Raw genomic sequence first — 24,386 nt, forward strand, 5'->3', positions numbered from 1 at the left:
GCCGTCGCGCGGTTCGGGCGGGACGCCCGGTGACAATGGCCGGATGCGCGCACCGATCGAAGCCATGGACCGCAACCTCGCCGAGCACGCGTGCCCGCGGCCTCCTGCCACGCCGCCATCCCCGCCTGTGAAGCGTGCTTCGCCTGCCGCAACTTGGCCGCGGCCATTTCGCCGGGCGGGATGTCAAAGTCCCGAATCAGTTTGCGCGCCGCGCCCAGCAGCGCGGACGCGGTGATGGCCATGCCGGTCAGCGCGATGATCGAGCCCGAGGCGGTGAGCACGGTGCCCACCGTGACCAGACGGGTGTCGACGTCGAGCCGGTGCTGTGATTTGTGATGGTTTTTCACAACTCCACAGTCGGCCCGTTCCGAACATCCCGCACCGCGAGGCGAGCGAACGGGTGGCGAAACCCTGCCCGCAGCCGGAATACCGGCTCGGCACTCGAGGAATACCGCCAGGCCATCCCACCATCGAGCCCGCGAAGCGCCACCGCGAACTCCTGGGTACGCCAGTCGAGTCATGCCCACCCTCGTGCAACTCGGGCCGATGACGAGCTGCGGGCCGGACCAATGGCCGTACTGCCGGGCCAGGCCGCCGAGAATCCTGGTGGTCGGCAGCCCGTGGTCCTGGCCATCCTGTCCCCATGGGAGATCGAGCCAACGTCATCGTGGTCCGCGAGAACGGCACGCACGAGCTGTACCGGACCGGCTGGGCGGTCGGGATCGACCTCGACCTGCTGGACGGGCCGGAGGTAGTTCTCGCCATGCTTCCCGAACTCCGCCGGGAGGACTGGTGGTTGGACGACACCATGGCCCAGGCGGGGGTACTGCTCGACCTCGGCCGGAAGGTGCTGCTGTTCTTCGCCTGGGAGGGACCGAGCACCGAACTCCGGCACCACGCTGCCACCTTCGAGCTGATCCGGGCCACGTGGCAGGGCTGGAAGGTCGGCCGGCTGTACGACGGCGCGGCCGAACTGCGCGGGTACATCGGGCTGGATCCGGAGTACGTCCGCTGCCCCGAATCGGCCCTCTCCGTGGCGCCGTTCCTCGCCCCCGAGGACGAGGACCTCGCCTGGCCGGACCCGGGCGGTGTGGTGGTCACGGTCGGCACCGACCACTGCCACGTCGCCTGCGGCGCCTTCGACCACCCCGTCCGCGAGGGCGTCTCCCTGTTCGACCGCCTGGCGGACGCCCCCGAACACGGAGTGTGTCGGCTGCACGTGAACTCCGGCATCCACCTGGACCCGGAACGCCGCCGCATGGGCTGGTGGTCCCTCTCCTCCTGCCCGCAGGCATACGAGGTACCGAAGCTGTGGCCGGACTGGACGGTGGAGTTCTGGCAGGACGACTGGGAACGGCACGTCCGGGCCTGCGGCGGCCGCTTTTCCCCGGCACCGTTCGACGCCGGGGAGGAGGCCAGGGCCAGGGTGCTCGCCGAGGCCGAGGAGCGCCGGATCCGTCGGGCCCGTCACCGCGCCCAGGTCGCGCGCCTCCGGAGCACACTCCGGACCACACCGGCCCGTCCCCCGACCGGCTGACCCGCGTCAACAGCCGCAGGCGCAACGGGCCGGCGGTCTCGGTCGGCGGTCTGGTCAGGACCTGCGTGCCGACCGCCGCCAGGGCCCGGAACGCGCTGTCGGTATCGGCGGCCGCTTCGAGCCGCCGGCCGGCGCGTCGGTTCGCGAGGGCATCGTCGGCCGTGCTCGATGTCATTTCGTGCCGGCGGTCGGGCCGCCGAGGAGCCAGTCCCGGGCCAGGTCGGCCACCGCGTCGAGGGTGCCCGGTTCCTCGAACAGGTGGCCGGCGCCGGGGACGACCTCGAGCCGGCTCTCGCAGCGGAGGAAGGTACGCGCGCGGTTGTTGAGTTCCAGTACCGCGTGGTCGTTGCCGCCGACGATGAGCAACGTGCGGGCCGTGACGGCGGGCAGACGTGCCTCCGCCAGATCGGGCCTGCCGCCCCGGGAGACGACCGCCCGCACGTCGTCACCGAGTTCGGCCGCCGCCCACAGTGCGGCTGCGGCGCCGGTGCTCGCCCCGAAGTAGGCCACCGTCCGCCCTTCGGCCTCGGGCCGCTCCCGGAGCCCGCGTGTGACGTCGATCAGGCGCCGGGCCAAGAGTTCGATGTCGAAGACGTTCGAGCGGGCGCGTGCCTCGTTCTCGGTGAGGAGATCGAACAACAGCGTGCCCAGGCCGGCTCGGTTCAGCGCGGTCGCCACGAAGCGGTTGCGCGGGCTGTGTCGACTGCTGCCGCTGCCGTGCGCGAAGACGACGATCCGTTCCGCTCCTGCGGGCAGACTCAAATGCCCCGGAAGTCGTGCGCTTTCGACCGGTAGGTCGATGTCGCTGTGCGTGGGCACGGAATCCGTGAAGCGCGTCGATCCGCTACCCGGTCTCGTCCCCTCCTCCGCCCTCGCGTCCGCCCCCGCCCTCAGTCCCGTTTCCACCTTCGGCGGCGACTCCGACCGGCGGGCGACGGCCCGAGCGAGGCATTCGACGACCTCCTCGTCGGTGGTTTGGGAGAAGTCCGCGTAGAACTGCCCCACCGCCATGAATCCGACCGGGTTGTGCAGGCAGATCACCTCGTCGGCGTCCGGATCCGGCCCCTTCCCCCAGCCGGCCGGCGCCACCGGTACGGCGAGCACCACGCGCGCCGCGCCGCGATCGCGGACGGCACGACAGGCCGCGCGGGCGGTGGATCCGGTCGCGATGCCGTCATCGACGACCACGACCGTTCGGCCGCCGAGTTCCGTCGGCGGCCGTTCGCCCCGGTAGCGGCGGGCACGCCGTTCCAACAGCTCCCGTTCCCGCCGTTCGATCCCTTCCAACGCGGAACGGGAAACACCCGCGACCCGCACCACGTGGTCGTTGAGGACGGTGACTCCCTCTTCGGCGACGGCGCCCATTCCCAGTTCCGGTTGGGAGGGAACGCCCAGTTTCCGCACCAGGCATACGTCCAGTGGAGCGCGGAGTGCGTCGGCCACCTGGGCGGCCACCGGCATTCCGCCCCGGGCCAGGCCGAGCACGATCACGTCCTGGTTCGCCCAGGGCAAGGGCGCCAGGTATTCGGCCAGCTTTCGTCCCGCGTCGACACGATCGGTGAAGAGCACGACCTCATCCCCTTCCGGGCACGACCGGTCTCCTTCCGGCCGCCCGGGACATCGACCCACCCGGTGGGAGCGGGCAGCGGCACAGGCACACTGCGGTACGGGCGGCCATGGAAATTCGGCCGCCCCGCGCACCGGTTCCCGTCGGGCGACGATCCGTACCCGGACGGACGGGCGGAGTGGAACCGATTGTCGAATCCGTCTCCCTTGCTCCTTCGATTCTCCGACTTCCACTGCCGAAGCGCCTGCCGCCCCTTGCCCCGGACGACGTCTCCGGCGCGACGTCGGAACCCCCGAGTCCGCCCAGTGGCAAGTCGCAAGGTCGCCCATGGACGAGGCGCTCACGAAGAGACCGAGAGGCAGAGAGACCGAGAGGCAGAGAGACAGAGGGGCGGAGGGGCAGCAGATGACCACACCGCGTGGTGGCGTTCCCCCTCTTGCCGAACCGACCGAGGCCGGAACTCTTCGCGGGAGGGTGACCCCGCATCACACGGTGCGAACACCGTCCTCGGGCACGAGGCGGTCGGGAAGGGCGCGGTCGCCGGGTGGCACCGAAGCCCTCGGATTGCGCGGGTGCGGTCAGTTCGCCAGGTCCTCGGTCGCGTCTCGTCCCGCCGTGGTGGTTCGGCGGAGGAATTCCGCGAAACGTTCGAGCTCCGCGCCGTCGTAGTCGGCGCAGATCTGCTCCACCGAGGTGTTCATACCGGCGAAGAGCGCCAGGAGTTCGGCGTTGCGATCACGCAGGGCCCGGATCCGGGAGCCCCGGCGGTCCGAGGGGTCCGGCTCACGGGACACCCAGCCGGCGCGTTCGAGTCGGTCGAGGACGCCGGTCATCGTGGCGGCGTGGAGACCGGCGCGTCGCGCCAGTGCGCTCGGGCTCAGCGGGCCGTAGGCGTTGACGAGATCGAGGCAGTCCAAGTCGACGTCCCGGAGCGTCAGATGGGCGCTGACCTGCCGGTTGAGCAGGGACAGTTGGAGGCTCAGCGCGCGCAGTCCCTCTTTGACGTCGACGGTTGCCCGTCGGCGACGCCGGTCCGCGTCGTCCGCGTCGTCATATGTTACGGGTTCCATAATTTACGCCTCTCAAATCAATGTGCTACGGTTCTCGTATATTACGCCACGCGAATAATCGTGGCCCGAGCAAGGAGAAGTGCCCATGTTCCTGGTGATCGGAGCGACCGGAACCGTCGGACGCGAAACGGTGAACCTGTTGCTGGAGTCCGGACGCGAAGTGGCCGCCGTCACGCGCGATCCCGCCGCCGCCGCACTGCCGGACGCCGCGCACGTCGTTGCCGGCGACCCGTCCCGGCCCGACACGCTGACGTCGATACCCGACGGTGTCGAGGCGGTCCTGCTCAGCCCACGCGCCGCCGGCGGCGCGAGTTCCGAGCTGCTGTCACTGGCCGCGGCGCGGGGCGCGCGGCGGGTGGTGGTGCTCTCGGCCGCGACCGTGGAGCACCCGGTCGGCCACCCGCGCTTCGTCGAGGGGTTCAAGCGGGTCGAGGCCGCCGCGCAGGAGTCCGGTCTGTCGTGGACCCTGCTACGGTGCGCCGACTTCGCGGCCAACGCCCTGGCCTGGGCGCCGCAGATCCGCGCGGCCGGCGTCGTGCGCGGCGCCCACGGCAAGGCGGCGACCTCGCCGATCCACCACCGCGACATCGCGGAGGTCGCGGTCGCGGCACTGATCGACCCCGCGCACGCCGGACGCTCCCACCTGCTCACCGGCCCGCGGTCGATCACGCAGTACGACAAGGTCCGCCTCATCGGAGAGGCCATCGACCGGCCGCTGGCCTTCCGGGAACTGGCCCCCGAACAGGTCCGCCAGGCGATGCTCGCCCAGGGCCTCGCCGAGGACATCCCCGATCGGCTGCTCGGTTCGCTGGCCGACTACGCCGACCGGCCCGGCCCCACCACGGGCACCGTGGAACGGCTCCTGGGCCGACCCGCGCTGACCTTCGCCGCGTGGGCGGCTGACAACGCCGCGGCCTTCACGGCCCGGACCGTCTCCTCCGCCTCCGCCTCCGTCTCCGAGAGGGAGGAGCAGGCGTGACCGAGACCCCCGTCGGCACGGTTGCGCGATGGGTGAGCCTGCTGTTCTCGGGCCTCTTCGCGGGCTTCCTCGTCGCAGTCCTCGTGCTCGAAATGTCGCTTCGCGGTGAAGACCGTCACGTGTACACCCAAGTGCGGCACGTGGAACTCGATTCGCTGGACAAGCTCGCAACCGCGACGCTGCTGCCGGCGCTGATCGCGACAGCGTTTCTGGTCGCCGTCACGTTCAAAACCCGAGAACGCACGTTCCGGCTACGGCTGACCGGACTCGCGCTGCTGCTCCTGATCGTCGCCGTGACGGTCGTGTTCAACATGCCCATCAACGCGGACCAACTCGACTGGGATGTACGGGAGCCCCCGTCGGACTGGGCGAGCGTTCGTGACCACTGGCAGATCGCCCACTCCATCCGCACCGGCGCGGCGGTCGTCGCGTTCGCGACGCTCATCGCCGCCTCGACGCGGTCGGCGCGCGGCACCCGCGAGTCGACACGCCCATAGCCCGTGCTGCGGTGTACCCGCCGCCGCGGCCGGCCAGGCCCGCGCCCGGACGTGATCGCAGTTGAACTCCCGGTAACGCGTGGGCTGGAAGGGGTCCGGCAATCCTGCCCACAGTGATCACGGACGGCCGCAAACCCTTGACGATCTTGGTCGGTCCCCCATAGCTTTCTCACCGGCAGAGAATACCCATGTGGGGTATGTCGATCGGACGGACACGGGGGACACCATGGGCGCCTCGCCCCACGAGCACCACAACCACGGCAACACCCACCCAGGCCACGGCGAGCATGATGGCGCACACGACGCGGCACATCGACCCCCGGGCGGCGGAACACCGGAAGCGCACGAAGGCCACCACGACCACACCGGGCACGCACAACACGCCACCACCGGGGACCGGGACCACGCCGGGCACCACGAGCACCCAGGGCACGACGGCGGCCACGGGCACGGGCCGGCGACCTGGAAGATGTCGGCCCTGGCAACCGCCCACTGCCTGACCGGCTGCGCCATCGGAGAGGTCCTCGGGCTCGCCATCGGCACCGCCCTCGACTGGGGCAACCTGGAAACGATCGTGCTGGCCGTCGCGCTGGCGTTCGTCTTCGGCTACGGCCTGACGCTGTTCGGCATCCGCAACGCGGGCCTGCCCTTCGGCGCGATGATCAAGGTGGCGCTGGCCGCGGACACCGTCTCGATCATCGTCATGGAGATCATCGACAACGGCGCCATGATGGTGATCCCCGGCGCCATGGACGCCGGGCTCGGCGACGGCCTGTTCTGGGGCGCACTCGCCGGTGCCTTCGCCCTCGCCTTCGTCGTCACCACTCCGGTCAACAAGGCGCTGATCTCCGCGGGCAAGGGCCACGCGGTCGTGCACGGCATGCACTGACCGTCCGATGTGTCACCCGCCTCGTCCCGCCCCGCCGACCGACGAGGCCATGGACGGGGCGGCTCCGCCCCGTACTGTCGTGCACTCGCAGCCGGCACGAGTGGTCCGGCGCCGGTCATGGGCCACCGGAACGTATCCCTGTGCACGGATCACGGTCGGATACCACGTCCACCCACGGGCAAGACCGAGCGGGTAAGGGCTGCCGAGCCCGCGGGTGTGTTCAGTCGAGAGTCGGCATCAGCGGCGGGCCGCCCGACTCCGCCGTCAGGGTGATCTTTCGCAGCAGGGCCACGAGTTGCTCCCGTTCCGCGTCACACAGCGGGGCCAGTAGCGCGTGCTCGGTCGCCATCTGATCGCCGATCGTGGACGACCACGCCTCGTGCCCCTGCTCGGTCAGCGTCACGAGCAGGCTGCGGCGGTCCTCCGGGGTGTGCTCGCGGGTCACGTAGCCGGACTTTGCCAGGCGGTCCAGCCGGCTCGTGAGGGTCGCCGGATGGATGTCCAGGCCTTCGGCGAGCCGTGTCGGCGTCATTCGGTACGGCTCGCCGGCGGAGCGCAGCCGCCAGAGGATCTCGTATTCCCACATCTTCACCTTGCGTTGGGTGAGCCCCGCTTCCTTGCGACGCTGGAGATGGCGCACCAGCATCTGCATCCGGGTGACGACGCCCTCGACCATCGGGTCCAGATCGGGAACCTCGTGCTTCCAGTGAGCGATGTGCCGGTCGACCGAGTCGGCCGACGGGACTTGGCCGTGCGTCGTGTCCATCGCGCCAGCGACTCCCCGCCGCGAGGGGGTTCCGATGGCCCCATGGCCCACCGCTCTCGCAGGCCGCATCGACGAGCACGTCGTCGACAGCGTCCTGTTGCGCGACAATCCCCTGGGAGATGCGACGAAGCGGCCGTTGTGGGTCTACGCCCCACCCGGCTACGACACCGATCCCGGGCGCCGCTATCCCGTCACCTACCTGCTGCTCGGCTACGCCGGCACCCTCCCGGTCTGGCGCAACCACACCCCCTACCGCCGGCCGGTGCCCGAACTCGTCGACGGGACCTTCGCCCGCGGCGAGGCGCCGCCGATGATTTTGGCGTTCGTCGACGCCTGGACCACATACGGCGGCAGCCAGTACGTCGACTCGGCGGGGACCGGCCGCTACCACTCGTATCTCTGCGAGGAGATCGTGCCGTGGGTCGATGCCCACTACCGGTCGCTCGCCGACCGCGAAGTACAGACCCTCGGCGGCAGACGCCTCGGAGTGCGGCGTGGCCGGCAGTGGTGCGAGATATTCACCGTCCGCACGCCCTCAGAAGCCGAACACCTGGGTCCATGTCCAGTCCTTGGTGACCACGCCGAGGCCCATTTTGGTCAGGGAGCAGTTGAGGATGTTGTCGCGGTGGCCCGGCGAGTTCATCCACGACTTCATCACCTGCTCGGGGGAGTTCTGGCCGCGGGCGATGTTCTCGGCGCCGGGGTTCGCGAAGCCCTGAGCGCGGGCTCTGTCGACGAAGGTCCGGCCGTCCTGGCTGGTGTGCGAGAAGTAGCCGTTGGCCGACATGTCCTCGCTGTGCAACAGGGCGGCGCGGGAGAGGCGGGAGTCCAGGGTCAGGGCGCCGCATCTCGCCTTGGCCCGCTCGGCGTTGGTGATCGCCAGGACCTTCTCGGCCGGGGCCCCCGCGGGATCGGCCGTGGTCGTGGGTCGCGTCGACGGCGTCGGACGCGGCTTGGTGGTGGTCGGCGCCGGAAGCGACTTCGTAGGTGGCGCGGTGGGGCTCGACGAGGCGGACTCGGTCGGCGAGTCGGACGGGGGCGGCGAGACGAGGGGCGGCAGGGAAACCGCGGGTGCCGAAGGCGTCGCGGACTCCGACTCGGGGGCGGGCGCCGACCACACCGGATCGCTTTCCTCGCCCGGCGACAGTACGGTGACTCCGACGAGCGTGCCTCCCGCGGCCAACAGGGCGACGGCGGCGGCCACGGCAGTCGCACGGCGCCGCCCGCGTATTCGCCGGGCCCGGCGTTCGAGCATCCGGCCACCGCTCACCGTGCCGAAATCCGCCGTCTCGCCGGGCGCCCCGGCACCCCCGAAGGCGGCCGCCCCCGCGAGACCCCTCGACACCTCGGCCACCGGCACCAGGGCGAGGCCCGCGAGCAGCCTCTCGGCCGGCACCAGGCCCGCCACGCATCCGGAACAAACGATGCAGTCACGTGCGTGCCGCGCGATCCGCTTGCGCCACAGCGGCGACGGAATGCCGTCCCAGTCCCTGATCGCGTCGTCCAGCAACACACAGCCGGGATCCGCGGACAGCGCCCGGACCACCACCCGGGCGGTGTCCAACTGCGCCTTCATCCGCTGCACGCGCACCGCGGTGTGTTTCGGCGACAGTTCCAGCGCGGCGGCCGGCTCGGCCCGCTCCAGCTCACCCGCCGCCTCCAGCCACCACATCGCCTGCAGCGCGCGGTCGTCGGCGTCCAGCCAGCGGGTGGCCTCGGCCACCTCCCGCCGCTGCCCCTCCAGACCGAGTCGCATGATCGTCAGGTCCACGAAGTCCGCGCCGGGGTCCGCGACATCGTGGGCGTCCTGCAGACCGGAACCGCCCGGCGCGGCACCGCGCGTCTGCCGGTGGCTGCGGATCTGGTTCATCGTGATGGCCACCAGCCAGGACCGGAACCTTTCCGGGTCGTCCAAGGACCCCAGCCCTCCGAGTGCGCGGATCATGGTCTCCTGCACCACGTCGTCGACGTCGGCGTGCCTGTTCAGGGCCCGGCCCACAATGTTGTACACGAGCGGTAGATACGCGGCGACGAGCTCGTCCCGGGCCCGCTGGTCGCCCCGACGTGCCGCCTCCACCACCGCGCTGTCGTGTTTCCTGCTCGCGCGCACGTCCGTGCCACTCTCCCTCTGGGTACTCGCCTGTCCCGTCTTACACAGGGGAGACCGTTCGGCCGGGGCCGCGATAACGGAAAGTGCGCCGCAAACCTGATCGCACGCCGCGCGACCGATTCCCCGACGGGCGCGCCGAGGGCCCGGAGCGCATCCCGACCCGGCCGGTGTTCGAGGCCGAGCCCGGTCGGCTGCCGCCGGCGTCAGGTCGCAACCGGCGTGGCGCCCAGGGCCGTTGCCGCGTCTGCCAGGTGCGGATCAGCGGTGGCCTTGGTCAGTGCGGTGGTCAATGCCTCCGCGTAGGTGGTGTCGGCCTCGGTCAATCGGGTGCGCCCCTCGGCGGTGATCGCGGTGCGCACCCCTCGGCGGTCACCGGGACACAGGTCGCGTCGGGTGAGGTCGTCGGTTTCCAGGCGGATCGCGAGGCGGCTGACCGAACTCTGGTTCAGACCGATCGAATCGGCGAGTTCCTGCATGCGCAACCCGCCGTCGGGCGCGACCGCGAGCCGGGAGAGCGCGCGGTACTCGGACAGGCCCATCCCGTGCCTCCGCTGCAGCGTCCGGCCGAGGTCGTGCTCGACGCGCGCGTGCAGCACGACGACCTGCTCCCACAGCTTCGTATCCACGACCCGTTCCCTTTCGTCGATACAGGCGATGCAGGCAAGTCACCGAGTCGGTCGAGTCGCCTGTCCGGCCGGCTTCCGGTGGCCGGGCCGGCCGAACATGCGTCCGCTATTGCCAGTCAGGCTACAGACAATGCCAGTCTATGCATGCACAAGCAAGCAAATACCTCCGTGTCGACTCCCCGGACTTTCGTCGAACCGCCGGGGCCGTGAGCGCCGTCGCCTCAGCGCACGGCGCCGATCGCCTCGATCTCGATCAGCCACTCCGGGTCCGCCAACGCCGCGACCTGCACGAAGGACTCGGCCGGGACGGGATCGGCGTACGACGCTTCGCGTATCGCGTCGTAGAGGTGCCGGTGCGCGATGTCGGTGACGAAGACGGTGACCTTGACCAGACGATCGAGGCCGGATCCGGCGCTCTCGAGGACGCTGCCGACATGGGCCATGGCCTGGCGGGCCTGGGCCGCGAAGTCTCCGGGCGCGACGGTCTTCCCGTTGTCGTCGACCGGCGCCTGCCCCGAGGTGAAGACCAGGTCGCCGATGCGGATGCCGAGCGAGATGCGGGTCGGGGCGTACCAGTCGGGGTCGACTTCAACGCGGGTGGGAGCGGAGGCGGCCGGCTTGGTCATGGTGATGTCCTTACGTCGCGCGTGGGTCGGTTGTTCATGGGCCGTTGGTCGTCACCGCCGGTCGCCAGGGTGGTACCGGGGGCCGGGAGTTTCGGATCGCGACCCTCCGCGCCGGGCGTGCGGGGCACGGCGGGTCCGCGCCGGGCGTACGGCGCACGGCGGTCCGCGGGGAGTGGAATCGCCGCGGTTGCGACCCGCGGAGGCGGCGGCGATCCGCCGCCTCCGCGCAGGACCGTAACACATTTTGAACCGATCGATCCAAAACCGTTCCGGCCGGCCGTCCGGAACAGGCGCGTGACCCCGCGAACCGCGGTGAGGCGATGCGGGGTTCCGGGCTTCGCCCACGAGGAGCATGCCGAACGCGGCCACCACCCGAGTTCGGGCCCGCATCGACGAGTCACGACACGGACCTCACGAAGTCACCCCGAGGAAAGCGTGGTTGCCTCCACCCGTGCCGGCAGATCCGCGATGTGGAAGAGGATGTGCTCGCGGCCTTTCGGGGCGACCAATTGCAGGCCGGCGGGGAGGCCGTCCACGGGAGCGGCCGGAAGCGTGAGCGCGGGAACGCCGACGAGATTCCAGGGGAAGGTCAGGGACAGCAGGAGCATCCGGACCTCGACGGGCGTACCGGCGACGTCGAGATCCCGGCGACCCAGGAGCGGCGCCACCACCGGCACCGTGGGCAGTGCCAACACGTCGTGTTCCTCGAAGAGACCGGCCACCGTACGCACCGCGGAGTCCCGGACGCGGTGTGCGTGCGCGACCTCGTCGTCCCCGACCGCGCCCGCACCGCGCAGGCGTTGCAGGACCTCGGGATCGAACAGACCGGGGTCGCGCGCGATCCGGTCGGCGTGCACCGTATGGGCCTGCCTGCCCTGAATGGCGAGGAACGCCTGCCGCAACCGAGCCGCTCCTGGGAAGGAGATCTCGGGAACGGGGCCGACACGCTGTTCGAGCGCGGCCCGCGCCGACCGCGCCACCCGCGGGTCCGTGGGTCCCAGCCCGCTGGTGTCCAGCCATGCGATCCGCAACGGAGTTGCCACCCGCGCGGGCTCCGGCACGGCGCCGACCAGGGCGTGGTAGGCGATGAGGCAGTCCCGTGCGCCGCGGGCGTGGATGCCGACGTGGTCGAAGGCCGTCGCCAGCGGGAAGACGCCCTCGGTGGGCAACGCTCCGAAGGCGGGCTTGAATCCGTGGACGCCGCACAGTGCCGAGGGGATGCGTACGGAGCCCCCGGTGTCGGTGCCGAGGGCGAGCGGGACCATTCCCGCCGCGACCGCCGCCGCGCTGCCACCGCTGGATCCACCGGTCATCCGGCTCGGGTCGTGCGGATTGCGCGAAGCCCCTTGGAGGGAGCGGTCGCCGGTCGCGCCGTAGGCGAACTCGTGTGTCGTGGTCTTGCCGACGATGACCGCCCCGGCCTCGCGAAGCCCGGTCACACAGGCCGCGTCGACGGCGGGGACGTGGTCGCGGAAGTGTGCCGATCCGTAGGTCGCCGGCAGACCCGCGACGTCGATGAGGTCTTTGACGGCGACCGGGATACCGTGCAGGGCGCCTCGATCGCGGCCCGCGTGCAGTTCGCGGTCGGCCCGCTCCGCCGCTCGCAATGCCCCGACCGCGTCGACCGCGACGAAGGCATGGAGCCGATCGTTCAGTCCGGTGATCGCGTCGAGTGCGTGGTGGGCCAGTTCCACGGCCGTGACGTGTCGTGCGCGCAGGGCGTCGGCGAGGTCCGCGAGCGTGTGGTTCGTGAAGTAGCCGCAGATCGTCGGCTCGACCTCGTGGGCGGTCGTCATGTGCGTTCCCTCGTCTCGCGTCGTCGTGCGTCGTGTCGTGGGTGGTTCGGCGACGGGGGCGGGCCCGTCCCGTCGGCCCGCCCCGGCACGGCGGCGGGCCGACGGGACGGGTGGATCACCCGACGGTCGCCACGTCCGGTGTGTCCGTGGTCCCGTCCGCCGGCGTGGCGGAAGTGGCCGAGTCCGTGGCCGTCGCCCTGTCCCCGACCGGTTCGTCCGCGCTCGGAGCCGGGTTCGTCCGGGCGGGAGCCGTGGACTCCCCGACCCTTCGCCCCGCCGCTGCGCGCGAGAGCAGATAGTAGAACCCGCCCGCCACGCCGAGTCCGGCGAGCCAGGACAGGTCGATGTCGCCGAGAGCCCGGGCGACGGGCCCGCGCATCACCGGAACCAGACCGTACTGGCAACTCCAGGCCGCGACGACGCCCAGTCCGAGGCTGATCAGGCCGGGGCGGTTGAACGCGGGGTAGCGCGAGGCGGACCCGCTCTCGTACAGCGAGGCGACGTCCGGCCGGCCGCGCCGCACCACGAAGAAGTCGACGACGACCACGCCTGCCCAGGGGCTGATCCACACCAGGATCGACGTCATCCAGTTGTCGAAGGCGTGCGCGAAACTGTCGGACCGCAGGAAGACCAGCAGCACCAGCGTGGCCACGGCACCGGAGGCCAGGGTGATCTTCCATCGGGCCGCTCGCAGACCCACCGACAGCGCGGCCAGCGAACACGAGTACAGATTGAGGATGTTGGTGGCGATGGGGCCGTGCATCACGAGCAACAGCACCGGCAGCGCCAACCCTCCGAAGGCGCCGATGACCAGTTGCGACGGGTCGCCGCTCTCCCCGGAGCTCGCCAGACACGCGCCCAGCGCGGCCAGCCACACCGTGGGCACGTACATCCCCAGGGCCGTGGCCCAGACGACCTTGCGGCCGGACGTGCCGGGTCTGACGAAGCGGCTGTAGTCGCCCGAGTACGGGAGCCAGCTGACCGCCCAGCCGACGCCGATCGCGGTGACCAACTGGGTCACGGCGGTGAACTTGGCGCCGGGGGACGTGGCCGTCGATCCGGTCCAGTCCAGGTCGACCTGGGTGAGCGCGACCACCGTCATGACGGCCATGACCACCACCGTCAGGGGCACGGTCCACTTCTCGAACGTGCGGATCGCGTAGAAGCCGAACAGGGCCAGCCCCAGTTGCACGGCCATGATGACCGCGGCCACCAGGTACTGCAGACCCGCCCCGCCGGTGATGCCGAGTTCTTCCAGCATCGCGATGGCGAGGTCCAGGACCACCCAGGTGTTCACGCCCACCCAGCCCATCGCGAGCAGTCCCTGCATCACGCCGGGCAGGATCGCGCCGCGACGGCCGAACGCCGATCGGCCGAGCACCATCTGGTTGACGCCGGTGCGGTGTCCCATCAGGTTGAACACGCCGAAGACCGCGCACCCGACGACGTTGGCCACCACGACCACGAGCAGTGTCTCGACCAGGCTCAGGCCCAGGGTCACTCCCAGTGCCCCGAGCACCCAGTTGATCGGCGCGATGTTGGCGCCGGCCCAGATCCAGAACTGCTCCCACGCGGTGGAATCACGACCGGACGGCGGAATCGGGTCGATCCCGTGCGGGTCGAAGACTGGCTTCGTCGGTGTCCCGCCTGTCTCGTGTGCTGCGTTGGGCGACATGACATCCCTCCGGGGGTCAGCGACATGCGTCGGCTGTGAGTGGCTTCACGGAACCACCGCGGCGCCACTGCCGGAGAGTGGAGAGAAAGTGCCATTTCGGGGTCGATCGATGGTTGAATCCACACCATGTTCACGTTGCGTTCGCTGGCCGAGTCGGAAGAGTTGCGGCTGACGGTCCTCGTGGCCGGCCCGGCAGGGGCGTTGGACGCGGACGTGGCCTGGGTGCACAACACCGAGCTGCCCGACCCGTCGCCATACGTGGGCCCCGGCGAACTGGTGATGACCAACGGTCTGTGGGCCGAGCACACCGGCGCGGCGGACTTCGTCGCGAACGTGCGCCGGTCGCACGCCGCCGGGGTGGTGTTCGGACTGCGCAGGTCGGTCCGCCGGACACCGTCCGACCTGGTCGCCGCGTGCCGCGAGGCCGATCTGCCGCTGCTCGAACTCGCCGTCGAGGTCCCCTTCACCGCGCTCTCCCACGCCGCGGCCGCCGCCTACGCGCGCCGGCGGCACGACAGCCTGGAGGCGTCGGTACGCAGGGGCGACGCGCTGGCCGAGGCCATCTCGCGGGGAGCGGGCACCGAGGGGGCACTGAACGTGCTGCGCCGGGAGGTGGATCTGCCGCTCGCGGTGGTCGAGCGCTCGGGACGACGGCTCGCCGAGGCCGGCATGCACTTGGGCGACGACGAGGCGGCCGCCGTCGCCGCGGCCCTGACCCGACGTCCGCCACCGCTGGAGGTGGGCATCGGGAACGACCGCACCGTGACCCTGTTCCTGGTCGGTGCGTTCGGCGCACCCGACGCCGCACTCGTGTGCTCGGGGCCACCGTCGGCGATCGCCGAATTCGAGCAGACCGCCCTCCAGCAGTGCGCGCACTTCCTGAGCCTGGAGACCGCCCGGCGACGCGCCGAACGAGCCATCGAGTCGCGGTTCGCCGCCGAACTCGTCGACATGATCATGTCCGGCCTCGGCGCGTCCCGCGAACTCGCGCACCGGCTGGAGGGGTTCGGCCTCGACACCGGCGAGCCGACCGCGATGTGCGCGGTCGCCCCGGCGCACGGCGACCATGCCGTCCTCGACGAACTGGCCGAGGCCGCACACGTGGCATTCGCGGCCGCCGGCCTCCCGGTCGTCGTCGCGCCGGGAGGCCGCGACGTCATCTGCCTGTTCACCTGGCGGGAGGACGAGGAGGATCTCGGCGCCTGGCTCGCCGGGCTCGTCGCGCGCCTCGGCGGACGCGTCCCCGATCGCCGCGTGGTCCTCGGCTACAGCGGCGTCACCACGCCCGGCGCACCCTTGCGCACTCCGCTGGTGGAGGCACGCGAGGCCTGTCGGATCCTGGCCCGACAGGCCTCCGGCCCGAGCGTCGCGACGTTCGCCGAACTGCCCTCGTACTCCGCGCTGTTGGGCCAGATCGACTCCGCCGTGCTGCGCCGCATGGCCGACACGCTGCTCGGCCCGCTGCGCGAACAGGACGCGTCCCGCAACACCCAGTTGGAGATCACGCTGCGCACGTTCCTGGACCACGGCGCACAGTTCTCCGCGACCGCCGAGGCGCTGTTCGTCCACGTCAACACGCTGCGCAAGCGACTGGCCCGGATCCGCGAGTTGACCGGTCGCGATCCGCTCCTCGTCGACGGCCGGGTGGACCTGTTTCTCGCGCTGCAGGCGGACGCGATGACGGGGCCGTGAGCACCGTTCGAGGAGCCTTACACGGGAGTGGATGATCCGACACCATATCGCCTTGTTCAGCGTCGGATCCTCTACTGTCGTCCGCGCGCCGCACGTGTTTGAGTTGGCGACATGGAACTCACCTTCCGGGTACACCGGATCGAGGTGCCGGCCCGCGAGGGGCGCGCCCTACGCGTCGCCGCCGGACAGCGGCTGCGGGTGGTCGACGTCGAAGGCCGCCAGGTCGGAGACGTATTCGCGTTCACCGACGACGGCTCCGGCGAACACCTGAGCGCGTCGCACACCCGCGCACACCTGAGCAAACTCTTCCCCGACGTCGGCGAACACTTCGTCACCGACCAGCGCCGCCCGATCCTGCGGCTCGCGGCGGACACCTCCCCCGGACGCCACGACATGCTCATCGCGGCGTGCGACGCCGCGCGGTACGCCGCGCTCGGAGCACCCGGCCACGCGTCCTGCGCGGACAACCTGCGCGACGCCATGGCCGAGATCGGCCTGCCGGTGTCCCACGTCCCACAGCCGGTCAACGTCTTCATGGACATCCCGGTGCGCGTGGGCGGCGGACTCGACTGGGTCAGCGCCTCCACCGGCGCCGGCGACAGCATCACCTTCGAAGCCCTCATGGACTGCGTCGTCGTGGTCTCCGCCTGCCCACAGGACCTCGTCGACATCAACGACGGCACACCCACCGCACTCGAACTGCAGCTCATCGACCACACCCCCGGCACCACCGACGCGTTCGGCGAAGCACCCGCCGACCCGGCCGACACCCGACTCTAGAACGGAACTTGCGATGACCACGCCTGCTGCGACCACCCCTTTCGCGGGCCATCCGGCCACCGAGCCCCTCGCGTTCGCCGGCCTACGCCTGGACAACCGCTTCGCGGTCGCGCCGATGACCCGGGTATCCGCCACCGAGGACGGCGTCCCGACCCCGGAGATGGCCGACTACTACGCCGAGTTCGCCAAGGGCGGCTTCGGCCTGGTGATCACCGAGGGCACCTACACGGATGCCACGTTCAGCCAGGGCTACGCCCGTCAGCCGGGCATCGTCGCCGGCCGGCACGTGTCCGCCTGGACGTCGATCGTCGACCGGGTCAATGCCGCCGGGACGCCGATCATCCTGCAACTGATGCACGCCGGGGCGTTGTCCCAGGGCAACCACTACCGCACCGAGACCCTGGGCCCCTCCGCCGTCCGACCCCGCGGCGAGAAGTTGCCCGAATACGGCGGCTCGGGGCCGTGGGACGTCCCCCGCGCGATGACGCCCGACGACATCGAGGCGGCTGTCGAGGGCTTCGTCGCGTCGGCGGTCAACGCCCGCAGGGCGGGGTTCCAGGGCGTCGAGGTACACGCGGCCAACGGCTACCTCCTGGACCAGTTCCTCACCGACTACACCAACGAGCGCACCGACCGCTTCGGCGGCGGCACGCACAACCGAGTCCGCCTGGTCGCCACGGTGCTCAATCGCATCCGGGTGGCCCTGGGACCGGACTTCGTGGTCGGCGTACGCCTGTCGCAGACCAAGGTCAACGACTTCACGCACCGCTGGGCGGGCCCCGAGGAAGCCGAGACCATCTTCCGCGCGGTGGCCGAGGCGGGCGCGTCGTACCTGCACGTGGCCAGCGAGGGACGCGACTGGATCGAGACCGCGAAGCTGGAGGGCGGGGAGACGATCACCGCGTTGGCCCGCCGGGTGACCGGCCTCCCGGTGATCGCCAACGGCGGCATGCACAACCTCGACCAGGCCGGGCGACTGCTCACCGAGGCGCACGCGGACGTCCTGTCCATCGGCCGCGGTGCGCTGGCCAACCCGGACCTGCCGTACCGCGTCGCCAAGGGGGAACCGCTGGACCGCTTCGACCACGAGATGATGCAGCCGATGGCCACTCTGGAGAACGCGCGCCGTTGGCGAGAGGAACGCGACGCCGTGTGACCGTCCTCCCGACGGCACCTCCGACGCGGTGGCGCGGGTACGATTCCCGCGCCGCCGCGGGACCCGTCGAGACGAGAACACGGCGACCGCGCACCGCGACGCGACCGGCGCGACAACGACACGACATCGACACGAACAGCCGAGGTACACATGAGCGACAAGTGGCGAAACGGTGCCGGGGCTGTGGCCACCCTCACCTTCGACGTGGACGCGGAGGCACCGGTCCTGGCGCACGGACGCCATTACGCCGCGCACGCGTCGACCATGTCGCACCAGGCCTACGGCCCCGACGTGGGCGTGCCGCGCATCCTCGACCTGCTCGACGAGACGGGTGTGCCGGCGACGTTCTTCATCCCCGGTTGGGTCGCCGAGCGCCGCCCGGGCCTGGCCGCCCGGATCGTCGACCGCGGCCACGAGGTCGCCCACCACTCCTACAGCCATCGCCCGCCGACGAGCCTGGCCCCGGGTGAGGAACGCGCCGACTTCGAGCGCGGCATGGAGGTATTCGCGGCGCAGGACATCGAGATCAGCGGCCACCGGGCGGCGAACTGGGAGGCGACGTACGAGACCACCGAACTGGTCGCCGACCACGGGCTCTTGTACGACTCGTCGCTGATGGGCGACGACCGCCCCTACCGCATCCCCACGGCCAAGGGCACCGTCACGGAACTGCCCGTGCACTGGTCGCTCGACGACTGGGAGCAGTACGCCTTCCTCCCGGCCCCCCACGTCGGGTCCGTCATCGAGTCCCCCCGCAAGGTCCTGCAGATGTGGACCGACGAGATCGACGCGATGGCCCACTACGGAAGTCTGTTCAACCTCACGAACCATCCCTTCCTCACCGGACGCCCGTCGCGCGCGATGGCACTGCGCAAGCTGATCGAACACGCCCTCTCCCGCGGTGACGTGACATTCCTGCGCTGCCGCGACGTGGCGAAACTGGCCGCCCGGGACGCCGATCTCGCCACCCGCCCCTCGACGCCGCCGCCCGCGGACTCGCTGGGCGCGTTCCCGCCGGGACCGGCCGAAGCCGGCGCCTGAGCACGGATCCGTACCCGCCTGGGCACGGATCCGTACCCGGGGGACGGATCCGTGCCCAGGGGACGGATCCGTGCCCAGGGGACGAATTCGGCGGCCAGGGGCCCGAAAAAGGTCGGCTTCCTCGCGTGGCTTGCCGAACGGCGTGCACGGGAGACCCCGCCCGGGTGCGTTCGGCATCGGTGCCCGGTTCCTTGTTGTGACCGTGTCGGATACTGTCGGCGATCGGTCACGCAGCGTCGGCATGGGGGAGACCGGGGATGGACAGTCGCGCGGTGTCAGGACACGAGTCGGGCGAGGGCACGAGGTCCTCCTTCTCGGGAGGATCGGCGCACGTTGTGGTGCAGGGCCGCGACATCAGCGGCGGCGTGCATTTTCACACCGCGCCGACGCCGGTGCCGCGGCAACTCCCGGGAGATGTGCGTGGCTTCGTCAACCGGACCACGGACCTCGAGTATCTCGACGCGGCGCTGGGCGGCGATGGCGCAGGACGGGTGCCGGTACGGGTGATCGCCGGAACCGCGGGAGTGGGAAAGACCTCGCTCGCCGTGCACTGGGCACATCGGGCGAAGGCGCACTTCCCCGATGGCCAGCTCTACGTGAATCTGCGCGGCTACGATCCCGGCGCACCGCTCACCGCGGCCCTGGCGCTGGAGCGTTTCCTGGTGGCTCTGGGCGTGCCGGCCGCCGCGCTCCCCATCGACGTGGAGGCCCGGGCGGCGCTGTACCGCACCCTGCTGGCCGACAAGAGGATCCTGGTGGTCCTGGACAATGCCGCCGGCGTGGGCCAGGTACGCCCGCTGCTGCCGGGCGTCGGCGGGTGCCTGACGTTGATCACCAGCCGCAGCCGCCTGTCCGGGCTGGTCGCTCGTGACGGGGCGCGGCGCATGACCCTGGAGGTGTTCGAGGAGTCGGCCGCTGTCGAGCTCCTGCACGAAACGACCGGCGGGTACCGGACGGACGACGACCGGGAACTGGTGGAACTGGCACGCCTGTGCGCACGCCTGCCACTGGCGTTACGCGTCGCGGCGGAGCGCGCCGCCGCTCGCCCCCGCGTCCCGCTGAACACGCTCATCGAGGATCTCCGCGACGAATCGTCGCTGTGGGATGCCCTGTCCTCCGAGGACGACGAGGAGGCCGACGCGGTGCGCACCGTGTTCGCCTGGTCCTACCGCGCTCTGCCTGCCGATGCCGCCCGGCTGTTTCGGCTCCTGGGGCTGCATCCGGGCTCGGACTTCTCCGCACACGCCGCCGCCGCAATCGCGGCGATTCCCGCCGGCCAGGCACGGCGACGGCTCGATGTTCTGGTCGGCGTCCACCTGCTGGAGCAGATCGGGCCGGATCGGTACCAGTTCCACGACCTGCTTCGCGCCTACGCCACCGACCAGACCATGCGCTTGGACACCGCCGAAGACCGACGTGCCGCATTGCGGCGGGTCCTGACCTGGTACCTGCACACCGCCGATGCGATCGCCGCGGCCGATCACCGCCGCGGCTTTCGACGCATCGCCCTCGATTCTCCGGCCGACGATGTGCATTCGCCGGGGTTCGCCACCTTCCGGGAGGCGATGGACTGGTTCAGGGCCGAGCGGAACAACCTGCTCGCGGCCCAGCGGGCCGTGGTCGCCGCGGGCCTTGACCGGATGGCCTGGCAGTTCCCGGCTGTCCTGCGCTCCGTCTACGCGAGCAACAACCTCTTCGAGGACTGGTTCACCACCGGCCATCTCGGACTCGAGGCCGCCCGCCGCTGCGATGACCGGGAAGGGCAGGCGGTTCTCCTCGAACTCCTGGGCATGGCATGCCGCCAGTCCCACCGGCTGACCGAGGCCGCCGACTACCACCAGGCCGCCCTGCGGATCCATCGACAGGCCGGTGACCGCTACGGCGAAGCCTGGATCCTGGCTCTGTTGGGCACCGTCTATTTCGACGGTCACCGGGTCCACGAGGCATACGCGCATCTCGAGCAGAGCGTGGATCTGTGTCGCGACATGGGCTTTGCCGAACTGATCAGTGATCCGACGACGAACCTGTGCGCGGTGAGCCGTCAGCTCGGTCGGTTGACGGAGGCTGTCGAACTGGGCCGCCGGGCGCTGGCGGCGTACCGGGAGGCGGGTGACCGGTACGGCGAAGCGGACGTGCTCGGGGTTCTGTGTGAAGCGCACCTTGAACTGAGACAGTTGGATCAGGCCGCCTCGCTGGTCGAGGAAGCCCTGGCCATCGCTCGCGAACTCGACAACCGGATGCTGGAAGGGTGGGTCCTGATCCGCCGCGGCAGGGTTCGGTACGCCCGCGGTGAGATCGACGAAGCTCTGGTCTCCTACCACCGCTCGGCAACCCTCCACCGCCGCGTCGGCGACCGCGGTCGCGAGGCCGAAGCGCTGGACGCCACCGGGGTCGCCTACCAGGTGCTGGGACGGGGAGAGGAAGCCGTCGCATTTCACCGCCAAGCCGCGGCGATGCAGCGCGACCTGGGTGATCGCTGGAAGCAGGCGGTGGCTCTGGACCATCTCGCCACCGGACTGCGCGCGGCCGGCGCCGGCGAGCAGGCGCGCTCGTCGTGGCAGGAAGCCCTGCCGCTGCTGGCTGAATTCAATGATCCCGAGACGGCCACGCTACGAGCTTCCATCGAGACGGCATTGTCCGAACCGAACGAAGCAGCCGCGCCCTTCGGCTGAACCCTTGCTTCCTCGCGCGCCCTCCCGCCGCCGAACGGGCGCTACGGGTGAACGGGGTCGGCCGCGTCGAGGTCGCCGGGCGCGGGAACGAAGTCGATCCGTATCGCCGCCGGCGCGCCCGCGGCGTCGAGATCCACGAACAGCGGGAAGAACCCGTCGCCCCAACTCGTCATCGCACACAGGATTTCGGCCCCGTCGACCTCCACCGTTCCGGCCTCGACGTCGGAGGCGCGGACCTGGCGCATCACCTGCCAGTGGTGGGAGTGCGGCCGGAAGTCCACCGCCAACCCGCATCCCGTCTCCTCTTTCCAGCCCAGCAGGGCGCGTGCCTTGACGATCGCGTCCGGCAGGGCCAGGTCCGTCCATCCCCGGGCGTGGTCCTCACCGGGCGTGCCGAGTGCGGGCGCCTCGAACTCGGCGGCGGCCCGATCCGCGTCCGCGCCCCAGAAGGCCACGTCGGCCAAGCCGTCGACGGGATCGTCGTGTTGCCAGGCATCGAGCGCGTCGACGTCACCGAAGAGCACCCGGGCCCAGTCCACCCCGATCAGGCCCAGCGGCCTGGTCGAGACCACCGGTGCGTCCGAGACCCGGACCGTCATCCGCGCCCAGCCGTCCTCGGCCTCGTCCGCGTCGTCGACCCGCGACGCCACCACCGACAGACGACGATCACGCGGGAGCCCGCCGACGGCGACCACGGGGACGCCGTGCGCCAGGAACGACCCCCCACCGTCGGCGACGACCCGACCCACCCGTCGTGCGTGCGACTCGCGCGCGGGCAGGGCCTCCAGACGCGCGTCCCACCCCGCGCCGCGGCAGTGTTCCTCGAACGAGGTACGCAGACCCGCGACACCCGACGCCGGGATGTCGTAGAGCATCACCCCGGGTTGCCGGTCGAAGGTCCGGGCCGCGGCCTCGGCGTCCGGACCCACCACCGCGAAGTCCACGGCGGCGGCGATGTCGGCGGCGACCGCCGGGTCGTCGATACCCACCACCCCCGGGTCGAGTTCGGCGGGTGAACGCTCTCCACTCCACAACCCGAGATAGCCGCCGTCGATCACCACCAGAGTCCCGGACGGGCAGCTGATCTCACCCAACTCGAAGGTCGTTTCCATGAGGCGGGAGTCTACGGTCGGGCACGGACACGGCCCGGCCTCCTCGGATTCGCCCGTCCTCACCGCGCCGCCGTCCGCCCCGCACGTCGCAAGCGCGGCGGTTCGCGCGGCCCATCGGCGGCATCCGGGCGCCGAGCATTCGCGCACCATGCGCTCGTCAGACTTCCGGAAGGCCCAGCCCGTGCATGTTCGGCGAGTGGTCGCTCTCCCTCAGCCACACCATGTGGACCAGATCCTCCAGGCGTACGTCCTGCGCGCGCAGCGCGTGCACCAATGCCCGGGCCGCGGGCTCGGCGTCACTCGGCCGGGGGTTCGGGATGCGAATCTCGGGGAGCCGCACCGGTCCGGTGCCCAAGCGCCAGCCCACCTCCGACTCCGACAGCGTCTTGCGGGCCCCGTCGGCCGCCTCCAGATGCAGTTCGTCGGCGGCGCAGGAGAATTGCACGAACCGTGGGTCGTCGTCGTCCGCGGGTCTGATCACCATGTCCAGACTGTCGTCCAGCCGGCCCATGTCCGTCACCAGCGCCTCCAGCGTCTCGCCCAGCCACCGGGCCAACTCGTCCCACGTCTCGGCCCGGCGACCGCCGGGTATGAACGTGTTCCGCAGCGCGGCATGGCGCCGGATGTAGCCCTGCCACACCCCGAGTTCGGCAACGCTGTCGTCGCGTTCGCCCCATTCGGCGAGCTGGTGTTCGTGGCTCTCGACCACCTTCGCCGCCAGCAACCGCAACCGCACGCGTCCTCTGGTCCATTCGATCTCCAGAAGGGTCTCCTCGCGGCGCCAACGCAGCACCGGACCGGGTCCGCGCCGGATCGGCGCCGGCCCCATCCGCGCCTCGGCCGCCCCGTTCGCCGCCGCGAACACCGCTCCCAGAACAACGACATCGTCCGTACGCGCCAGGTCGCACTCCAACGAGGTGAAACAACCCTCGCGCGGCGACCCCAGGACATGGCCCCGGTAGGCGTAATTCCACCCACCGGGCAACGGCCCGACGAACGTCAACCCGTGCCGGTCCTCGGAGCGCGGCGTCCATCCCAGATCGGCGGTCACGCGCTCCACCGCGCCCCGATCCCACTCCCCCGCGGACATCACGTCGAACCGGGCGACCAGGTCATCGATCTCGGCATCGGTCAATCTGACGGTCATGCCCGGGATGCTATCGACACCCTCCGACGCCCCGGGAACACGACCAGGACGACGCCGGCGCGCGGGAGCCGGTGGCGTATCCGGTGCCGGTGGGCCACCGCGGTGCGGCACGTTCGGATCAACCGCGTCCTGCGGCCGGCCGAGGCCGGGCAGGGGTCGTCCGGACGGCTCGTCGCCGGGTGGACCCGGCCGGACGGAACGGCCGCGCGGGGCGTGCTCGCGGCCGTTGCGCCGCGGTCGGAGTTCGCACGCCGGCGGCGGCACCGTGCACGAACGGCCCGTCCGTCGGCTGTCGACGGCTCGTCGGTCGTCGTGAGACCTACGCCCGGTCGGTGCAGAGCTGGGTGGTCAGGGTCGCGCGGGCCCACTCCTCCCAGGCGTCGGGGGACCAGCCCCGGTCGCGGACGAAGATCAGGTACAGCTCGGGACTGAGCAGCCCGTACAACAGGTCGGCCGGCGAGTGGAGGCTGTCGACCTGGTGGACCGCGCGGTTCGACAGGCGAGGGAGAAGGCCGACGCGGCGCGGGCGGACGTCACGGTGCTGTGCGGGGATGCCACCCGGCTCGACGAGGTGGGCGTGCGCGGCCCGTACGACCTGTTCTTCGACCTGAGCTGCTACTGCGGGATTCCACCGCACCGCCGCGACGC

The 24,386-nt window shown here is 71.0% G+C and carries 20 protein-coding genes and 2 pseudogenes; 10 read left to right on the top strand and 12 right to left on the bottom strand.

The window, feature by feature from the left end; all coding sequences use genetic code 11:
* Positions 1 to 281: hypothetical protein (locus ACWCPW_RS49635; protein ID WP_449768265.1), on the bottom strand; the 281-nt coding region annotated here is incomplete at its 3' end.
* 362 nt (positions 282 to 643) lie between these two features.
* Between ACWCPW_RS49635 and ACWCPW_RS49640 the strand changes: the two genes are divergently transcribed.
* Positions 644 to 1,537 carry a hypothetical protein gene (locus ACWCPW_RS49640; protein WP_449768266.1) on the top strand — a complete coding sequence of 298 codons (894 nt, stop codon included), beginning with the start codon at positions 644 to 646 and terminating at the stop codon, positions 1,535 to 1,537.
* 171 nt (positions 1,538 to 1,708) lie between these two features.
* Here the strand turns inward: ACWCPW_RS49640 and ACWCPW_RS49645 are convergent, their stop codons facing one another.
* Positions 1,709 to 3,106 (bottom strand): phosphoribosyltransferase family protein, encoded by a 1,398-nt coding sequence (locus ACWCPW_RS49645; RefSeq protein WP_449768267.1) that lies wholly within the window; start codon positions 3,104 to 3,106, stop codon positions 1,709 to 1,711.
* Between the two features lie 576 nt (positions 3,107 to 3,682).
* On the bottom strand, positions 3,683 to 4,174 hold the full coding sequence (locus ACWCPW_RS49650) for a MarR family winged helix-turn-helix transcriptional regulator (RefSeq protein WP_449768268.1): 492 nt from the start codon (positions 4,172 to 4,174) through the stop codon (positions 3,683 to 3,685).
* An 85-nt stretch (positions 4,175 to 4,259) separates the two neighbouring features.
* Here ACWCPW_RS49650 and ACWCPW_RS49655 point away from each other — a divergent pair, with 85 nt between their 5' ends.
* The 3 genes from ACWCPW_RS49655 (at position 4,260) to ACWCPW_RS49665 (ending at position 6,539) form a co-directional block, all read left to right on the top strand.
* On the top strand, positions 4,260 to 5,153 hold the full coding sequence (locus ACWCPW_RS49655) for an NAD(P)H-binding protein (protein WP_449768269.1): 894 nt from the start codon (positions 4,260 to 4,262) through the stop codon (positions 5,151 to 5,153).
* Positions 5,150 to 5,650 (top strand): anthrone oxygenase family protein, encoded by a 501-nt coding sequence (locus ACWCPW_RS49660; RefSeq protein WP_449768270.1) that lies wholly within the window; start codon positions 5,150 to 5,152, stop codon positions 5,648 to 5,650. Before ACWCPW_RS49655 ends, ACWCPW_RS49660 begins: the two co-directional genes overlap by 4 nt.
* Positions 5,651 to 5,876: 226 nt before the next feature.
* On the top strand, positions 5,877 to 6,539 hold the full coding sequence (locus ACWCPW_RS49665) for a DUF4396 domain-containing protein (RefSeq protein WP_449768271.1): 663 nt from the start codon (positions 5,877 to 5,879) through the stop codon (positions 6,537 to 6,539).
* 220 nt (positions 6,540 to 6,759) lie between these two features.
* Here ACWCPW_RS49665 and ACWCPW_RS49670 read toward each other — a convergent pair whose 3' ends face one another.
* Entirely contained in the window at positions 6,760 to 7,305 is a 546-nt protein-coding gene (locus ACWCPW_RS49670) for a MarR family winged helix-turn-helix transcriptional regulator (RefSeq protein ID WP_449768272.1), read from the bottom strand.
* A gap of 34 nt (positions 7,306 to 7,339) precedes the next feature.
* On the opposite strand from ACWCPW_RS49670, the pseudogene ACWCPW_RS49675 reads away from it, so the two are divergent.
* Positions 7,340 to 7,756 (top strand): annotated as a pseudogene (locus tag ACWCPW_RS49675) (alpha/beta hydrolase-fold protein); the annotation flags it as partial.
* A gap of 84 nt (positions 7,757 to 7,840) precedes the next feature.
* On the opposite strand, the gene ACWCPW_RS49680 reads toward ACWCPW_RS49675, so the two are convergent.
* From ACWCPW_RS49680 to ACWCPW_RS49700, 5 genes are all read right to left on the bottom strand, one after another.
* Positions 7,841 to 9,415, bottom strand: coding sequence for a sigma-70 family RNA polymerase sigma factor (locus tag ACWCPW_RS49680; RefSeq protein ID WP_449768273.1), 1,575 nt, complete (start codon positions 9,413 to 9,415; stop codon positions 7,841 to 7,843).
* 203 nt (positions 9,416 to 9,618) lie between these two features.
* Positions 9,619 to 10,041 (bottom strand): MarR family winged helix-turn-helix transcriptional regulator, encoded by a 423-nt coding sequence (locus ACWCPW_RS49685; protein WP_449768274.1) that lies wholly within the window; start codon positions 10,039 to 10,041, stop codon positions 9,619 to 9,621.
* A 221-nt stretch (positions 10,042 to 10,262) separates the two neighbouring features.
* Positions 10,263 to 10,667, bottom strand: a complete 405-nt coding sequence (locus ACWCPW_RS49690) for a RidA family protein (RefSeq protein ID WP_449768275.1) — start codon at positions 10,665 to 10,667, stop codon at positions 10,263 to 10,265.
* 419 nt (positions 10,668 to 11,086) lie between these two features.
* Positions 11,087 to 12,463 carry an amidase gene (locus tag ACWCPW_RS49695; protein WP_449768276.1) on the bottom strand — a complete coding sequence of 459 codons (1,377 nt, stop codon included), beginning with the start codon at positions 12,461 to 12,463 and terminating at the stop codon, positions 11,087 to 11,089.
* Between the two features lie 115 nt (positions 12,464 to 12,578).
* Positions 12,579 to 14,138, bottom strand: a complete 1,560-nt coding sequence (locus ACWCPW_RS49700) for a purine-cytosine permease family protein (protein WP_449768277.1) — start codon at positions 14,136 to 14,138, stop codon at positions 12,579 to 12,581.
* A gap of 126 nt (positions 14,139 to 14,264) precedes the next feature.
* On the opposite strand from ACWCPW_RS49700, the gene ACWCPW_RS49705 reads away from it, so the two are divergent.
* From ACWCPW_RS49705 to ACWCPW_RS49725, 5 genes are all read left to right on the top strand, one after another.
* A complete protein-coding gene (locus ACWCPW_RS49705; RefSeq protein WP_449768278.1) occupies positions 14,265 to 15,830 on the top strand; it encodes a PucR family transcriptional regulator in 1,566 nt (521 codons plus the stop codon).
* A gap of 111 nt (positions 15,831 to 15,941) precedes the next feature.
* Positions 15,942 to 16,610 carry a DUF1989 domain-containing protein gene (locus ACWCPW_RS49710; RefSeq protein ID WP_449768279.1) on the top strand — a complete coding sequence of 223 codons (669 nt, stop codon included), beginning with the start codon at positions 15,942 to 15,944 and terminating at the stop codon, positions 16,608 to 16,610.
* Positions 16,611 to 16,623: 13 nt separating this feature from the next.
* Positions 16,624 to 17,766, top strand: coding sequence for an NADH:flavin oxidoreductase (locus ACWCPW_RS49715; RefSeq protein ID WP_449768280.1), 1,143 nt, complete (start codon positions 16,624 to 16,626; stop codon positions 17,764 to 17,766).
* 150 nt (positions 17,767 to 17,916) lie between these two features.
* Positions 17,917 to 18,807, top strand: a complete 891-nt coding sequence (locus tag ACWCPW_RS49720) for a polysaccharide deacetylase family protein (protein WP_449768281.1) — start codon at positions 17,917 to 17,919, stop codon at positions 18,805 to 18,807.
* A 335-nt stretch (positions 18,808 to 19,142) separates the two neighbouring features.
* The gene (locus ACWCPW_RS49725; protein ID WP_449768282.1) at positions 19,143 to 21,479 is read left to right on the top strand and encodes an ATP-binding protein; all 2,337 of its coding nucleotides are present in this window, start codon (positions 19,143 to 19,145) and stop codon (positions 21,477 to 21,479) included.
* A gap of 41 nt (positions 21,480 to 21,520) precedes the next feature.
* Here ACWCPW_RS49725 and ACWCPW_RS49730 read toward each other — a convergent pair whose 3' ends face one another.
* The 3 genes and pseudogenes from ACWCPW_RS49730 to ACWCPW_RS49740 form a co-directional block, all read right to left on the bottom strand.
* The gene (locus ACWCPW_RS49730) at positions 21,521 to 22,591 is read right to left on the bottom strand and encodes a hypothetical protein (RefSeq protein ID WP_449768283.1); all 1,071 of its coding nucleotides are present in this window, start codon (positions 22,589 to 22,591) and stop codon (positions 21,521 to 21,523) included.
* Positions 22,592 to 22,748: 157 nt separating this feature from the next.
* Complete coding sequence (locus ACWCPW_RS49735) at positions 22,749 to 23,738, bottom strand: DUF6301 family protein (protein WP_449768284.1); 990 nt, start codon at positions 23,736 to 23,738, stop codon at positions 22,749 to 22,751.
* Between the two features lie 319 nt (positions 23,739 to 24,057).
* A pseudogene (locus tag ACWCPW_RS49740) lies at positions 24,058 to 24,386 on the bottom strand (hypothetical protein); the annotation flags it as partial.

Source organism: Embleya sp. NPDC001921 (assembly GCF_053594475.1).

What these genes read in the sequence shown, in the direction of transcription:
- ACWCPW_RS49700 (WP_449768277.1), bottom strand. Translation starts at nt 14,138, where the DNA reads ATGTCGCCCAACGCAGCACACGAGACAGGCGGGACACCGACGAAGCCA.
- ACWCPW_RS49695 (WP_449768276.1), bottom strand. Translation starts at nt 12,463, where the DNA reads ATGACGACCGCCCACGAGGTCGAGCCGACGATCTGCGGCTACTTCACG.
- ACWCPW_RS49735 (WP_449768284.1), bottom strand. Translation starts at nt 23,738, where the DNA reads ATGACCGTCAGATTGACCGATGCCGAGATCGATGACCTGGTCGCCCGG.
- ACWCPW_RS49705 (WP_449768278.1), top strand. Translation starts at nt 14,265, where the DNA reads ATGTTCACGTTGCGTTCGCTGGCCGAGTCGGAAGAGTTGCGGCTGACG.
- ACWCPW_RS49715 (WP_449768280.1), top strand. Translation starts at nt 16,624, where the DNA reads ATGACCACGCCTGCTGCGACCACCCCTTTCGCGGGCCATCCGGCCACC.
- ACWCPW_RS49650 (WP_449768268.1), bottom strand. Translation starts at nt 4,174, where the DNA reads ATGGAACCCGTAACATATGACGACGCGGACGACGCGGACCGGCGTCGC.
- ACWCPW_RS49670 (WP_449768272.1), bottom strand. Translation starts at nt 7,305, where the DNA reads ATGGACACGACGCACGGCCAAGTCCCGTCGGCCGACTCGGTCGACCGG.
- ACWCPW_RS49640 (WP_449768266.1), top strand. Translation starts at nt 644, where the DNA reads ATGGGAGATCGAGCCAACGTCATCGTGGTCCGCGAGAACGGCACGCAC.
- ACWCPW_RS49720 (WP_449768281.1), top strand. Translation starts at nt 17,917, where the DNA reads ATGAGCGACAAGTGGCGAAACGGTGCCGGGGCTGTGGCCACCCTCACC.
- ACWCPW_RS49665 (WP_449768271.1), top strand. Translation starts at nt 5,877, where the DNA reads ATGGGCGCCTCGCCCCACGAGCACCACAACCACGGCAACACCCACCCA.
- ACWCPW_RS49690 (WP_449768275.1), bottom strand. Translation starts at nt 10,667, where the DNA reads ATGACCAAGCCGGCCGCCTCCGCTCCCACCCGCGTTGAAGTCGACCCC.
- ACWCPW_RS49730 (WP_449768283.1), bottom strand. Translation starts at nt 22,591, where the DNA reads ATGGAAACGACCTTCGAGTTGGGTGAGATCAGCTGCCCGTCCGGGACT.
- ACWCPW_RS49710 (WP_449768279.1), top strand. Translation starts at nt 15,942, where the DNA reads ATGGAACTCACCTTCCGGGTACACCGGATCGAGGTGCCGGCCCGCGAG.
- ACWCPW_RS49655 (WP_449768269.1), top strand. Translation starts at nt 4,260, where the DNA reads ATGTTCCTGGTGATCGGAGCGACCGGAACCGTCGGACGCGAAACGGTG.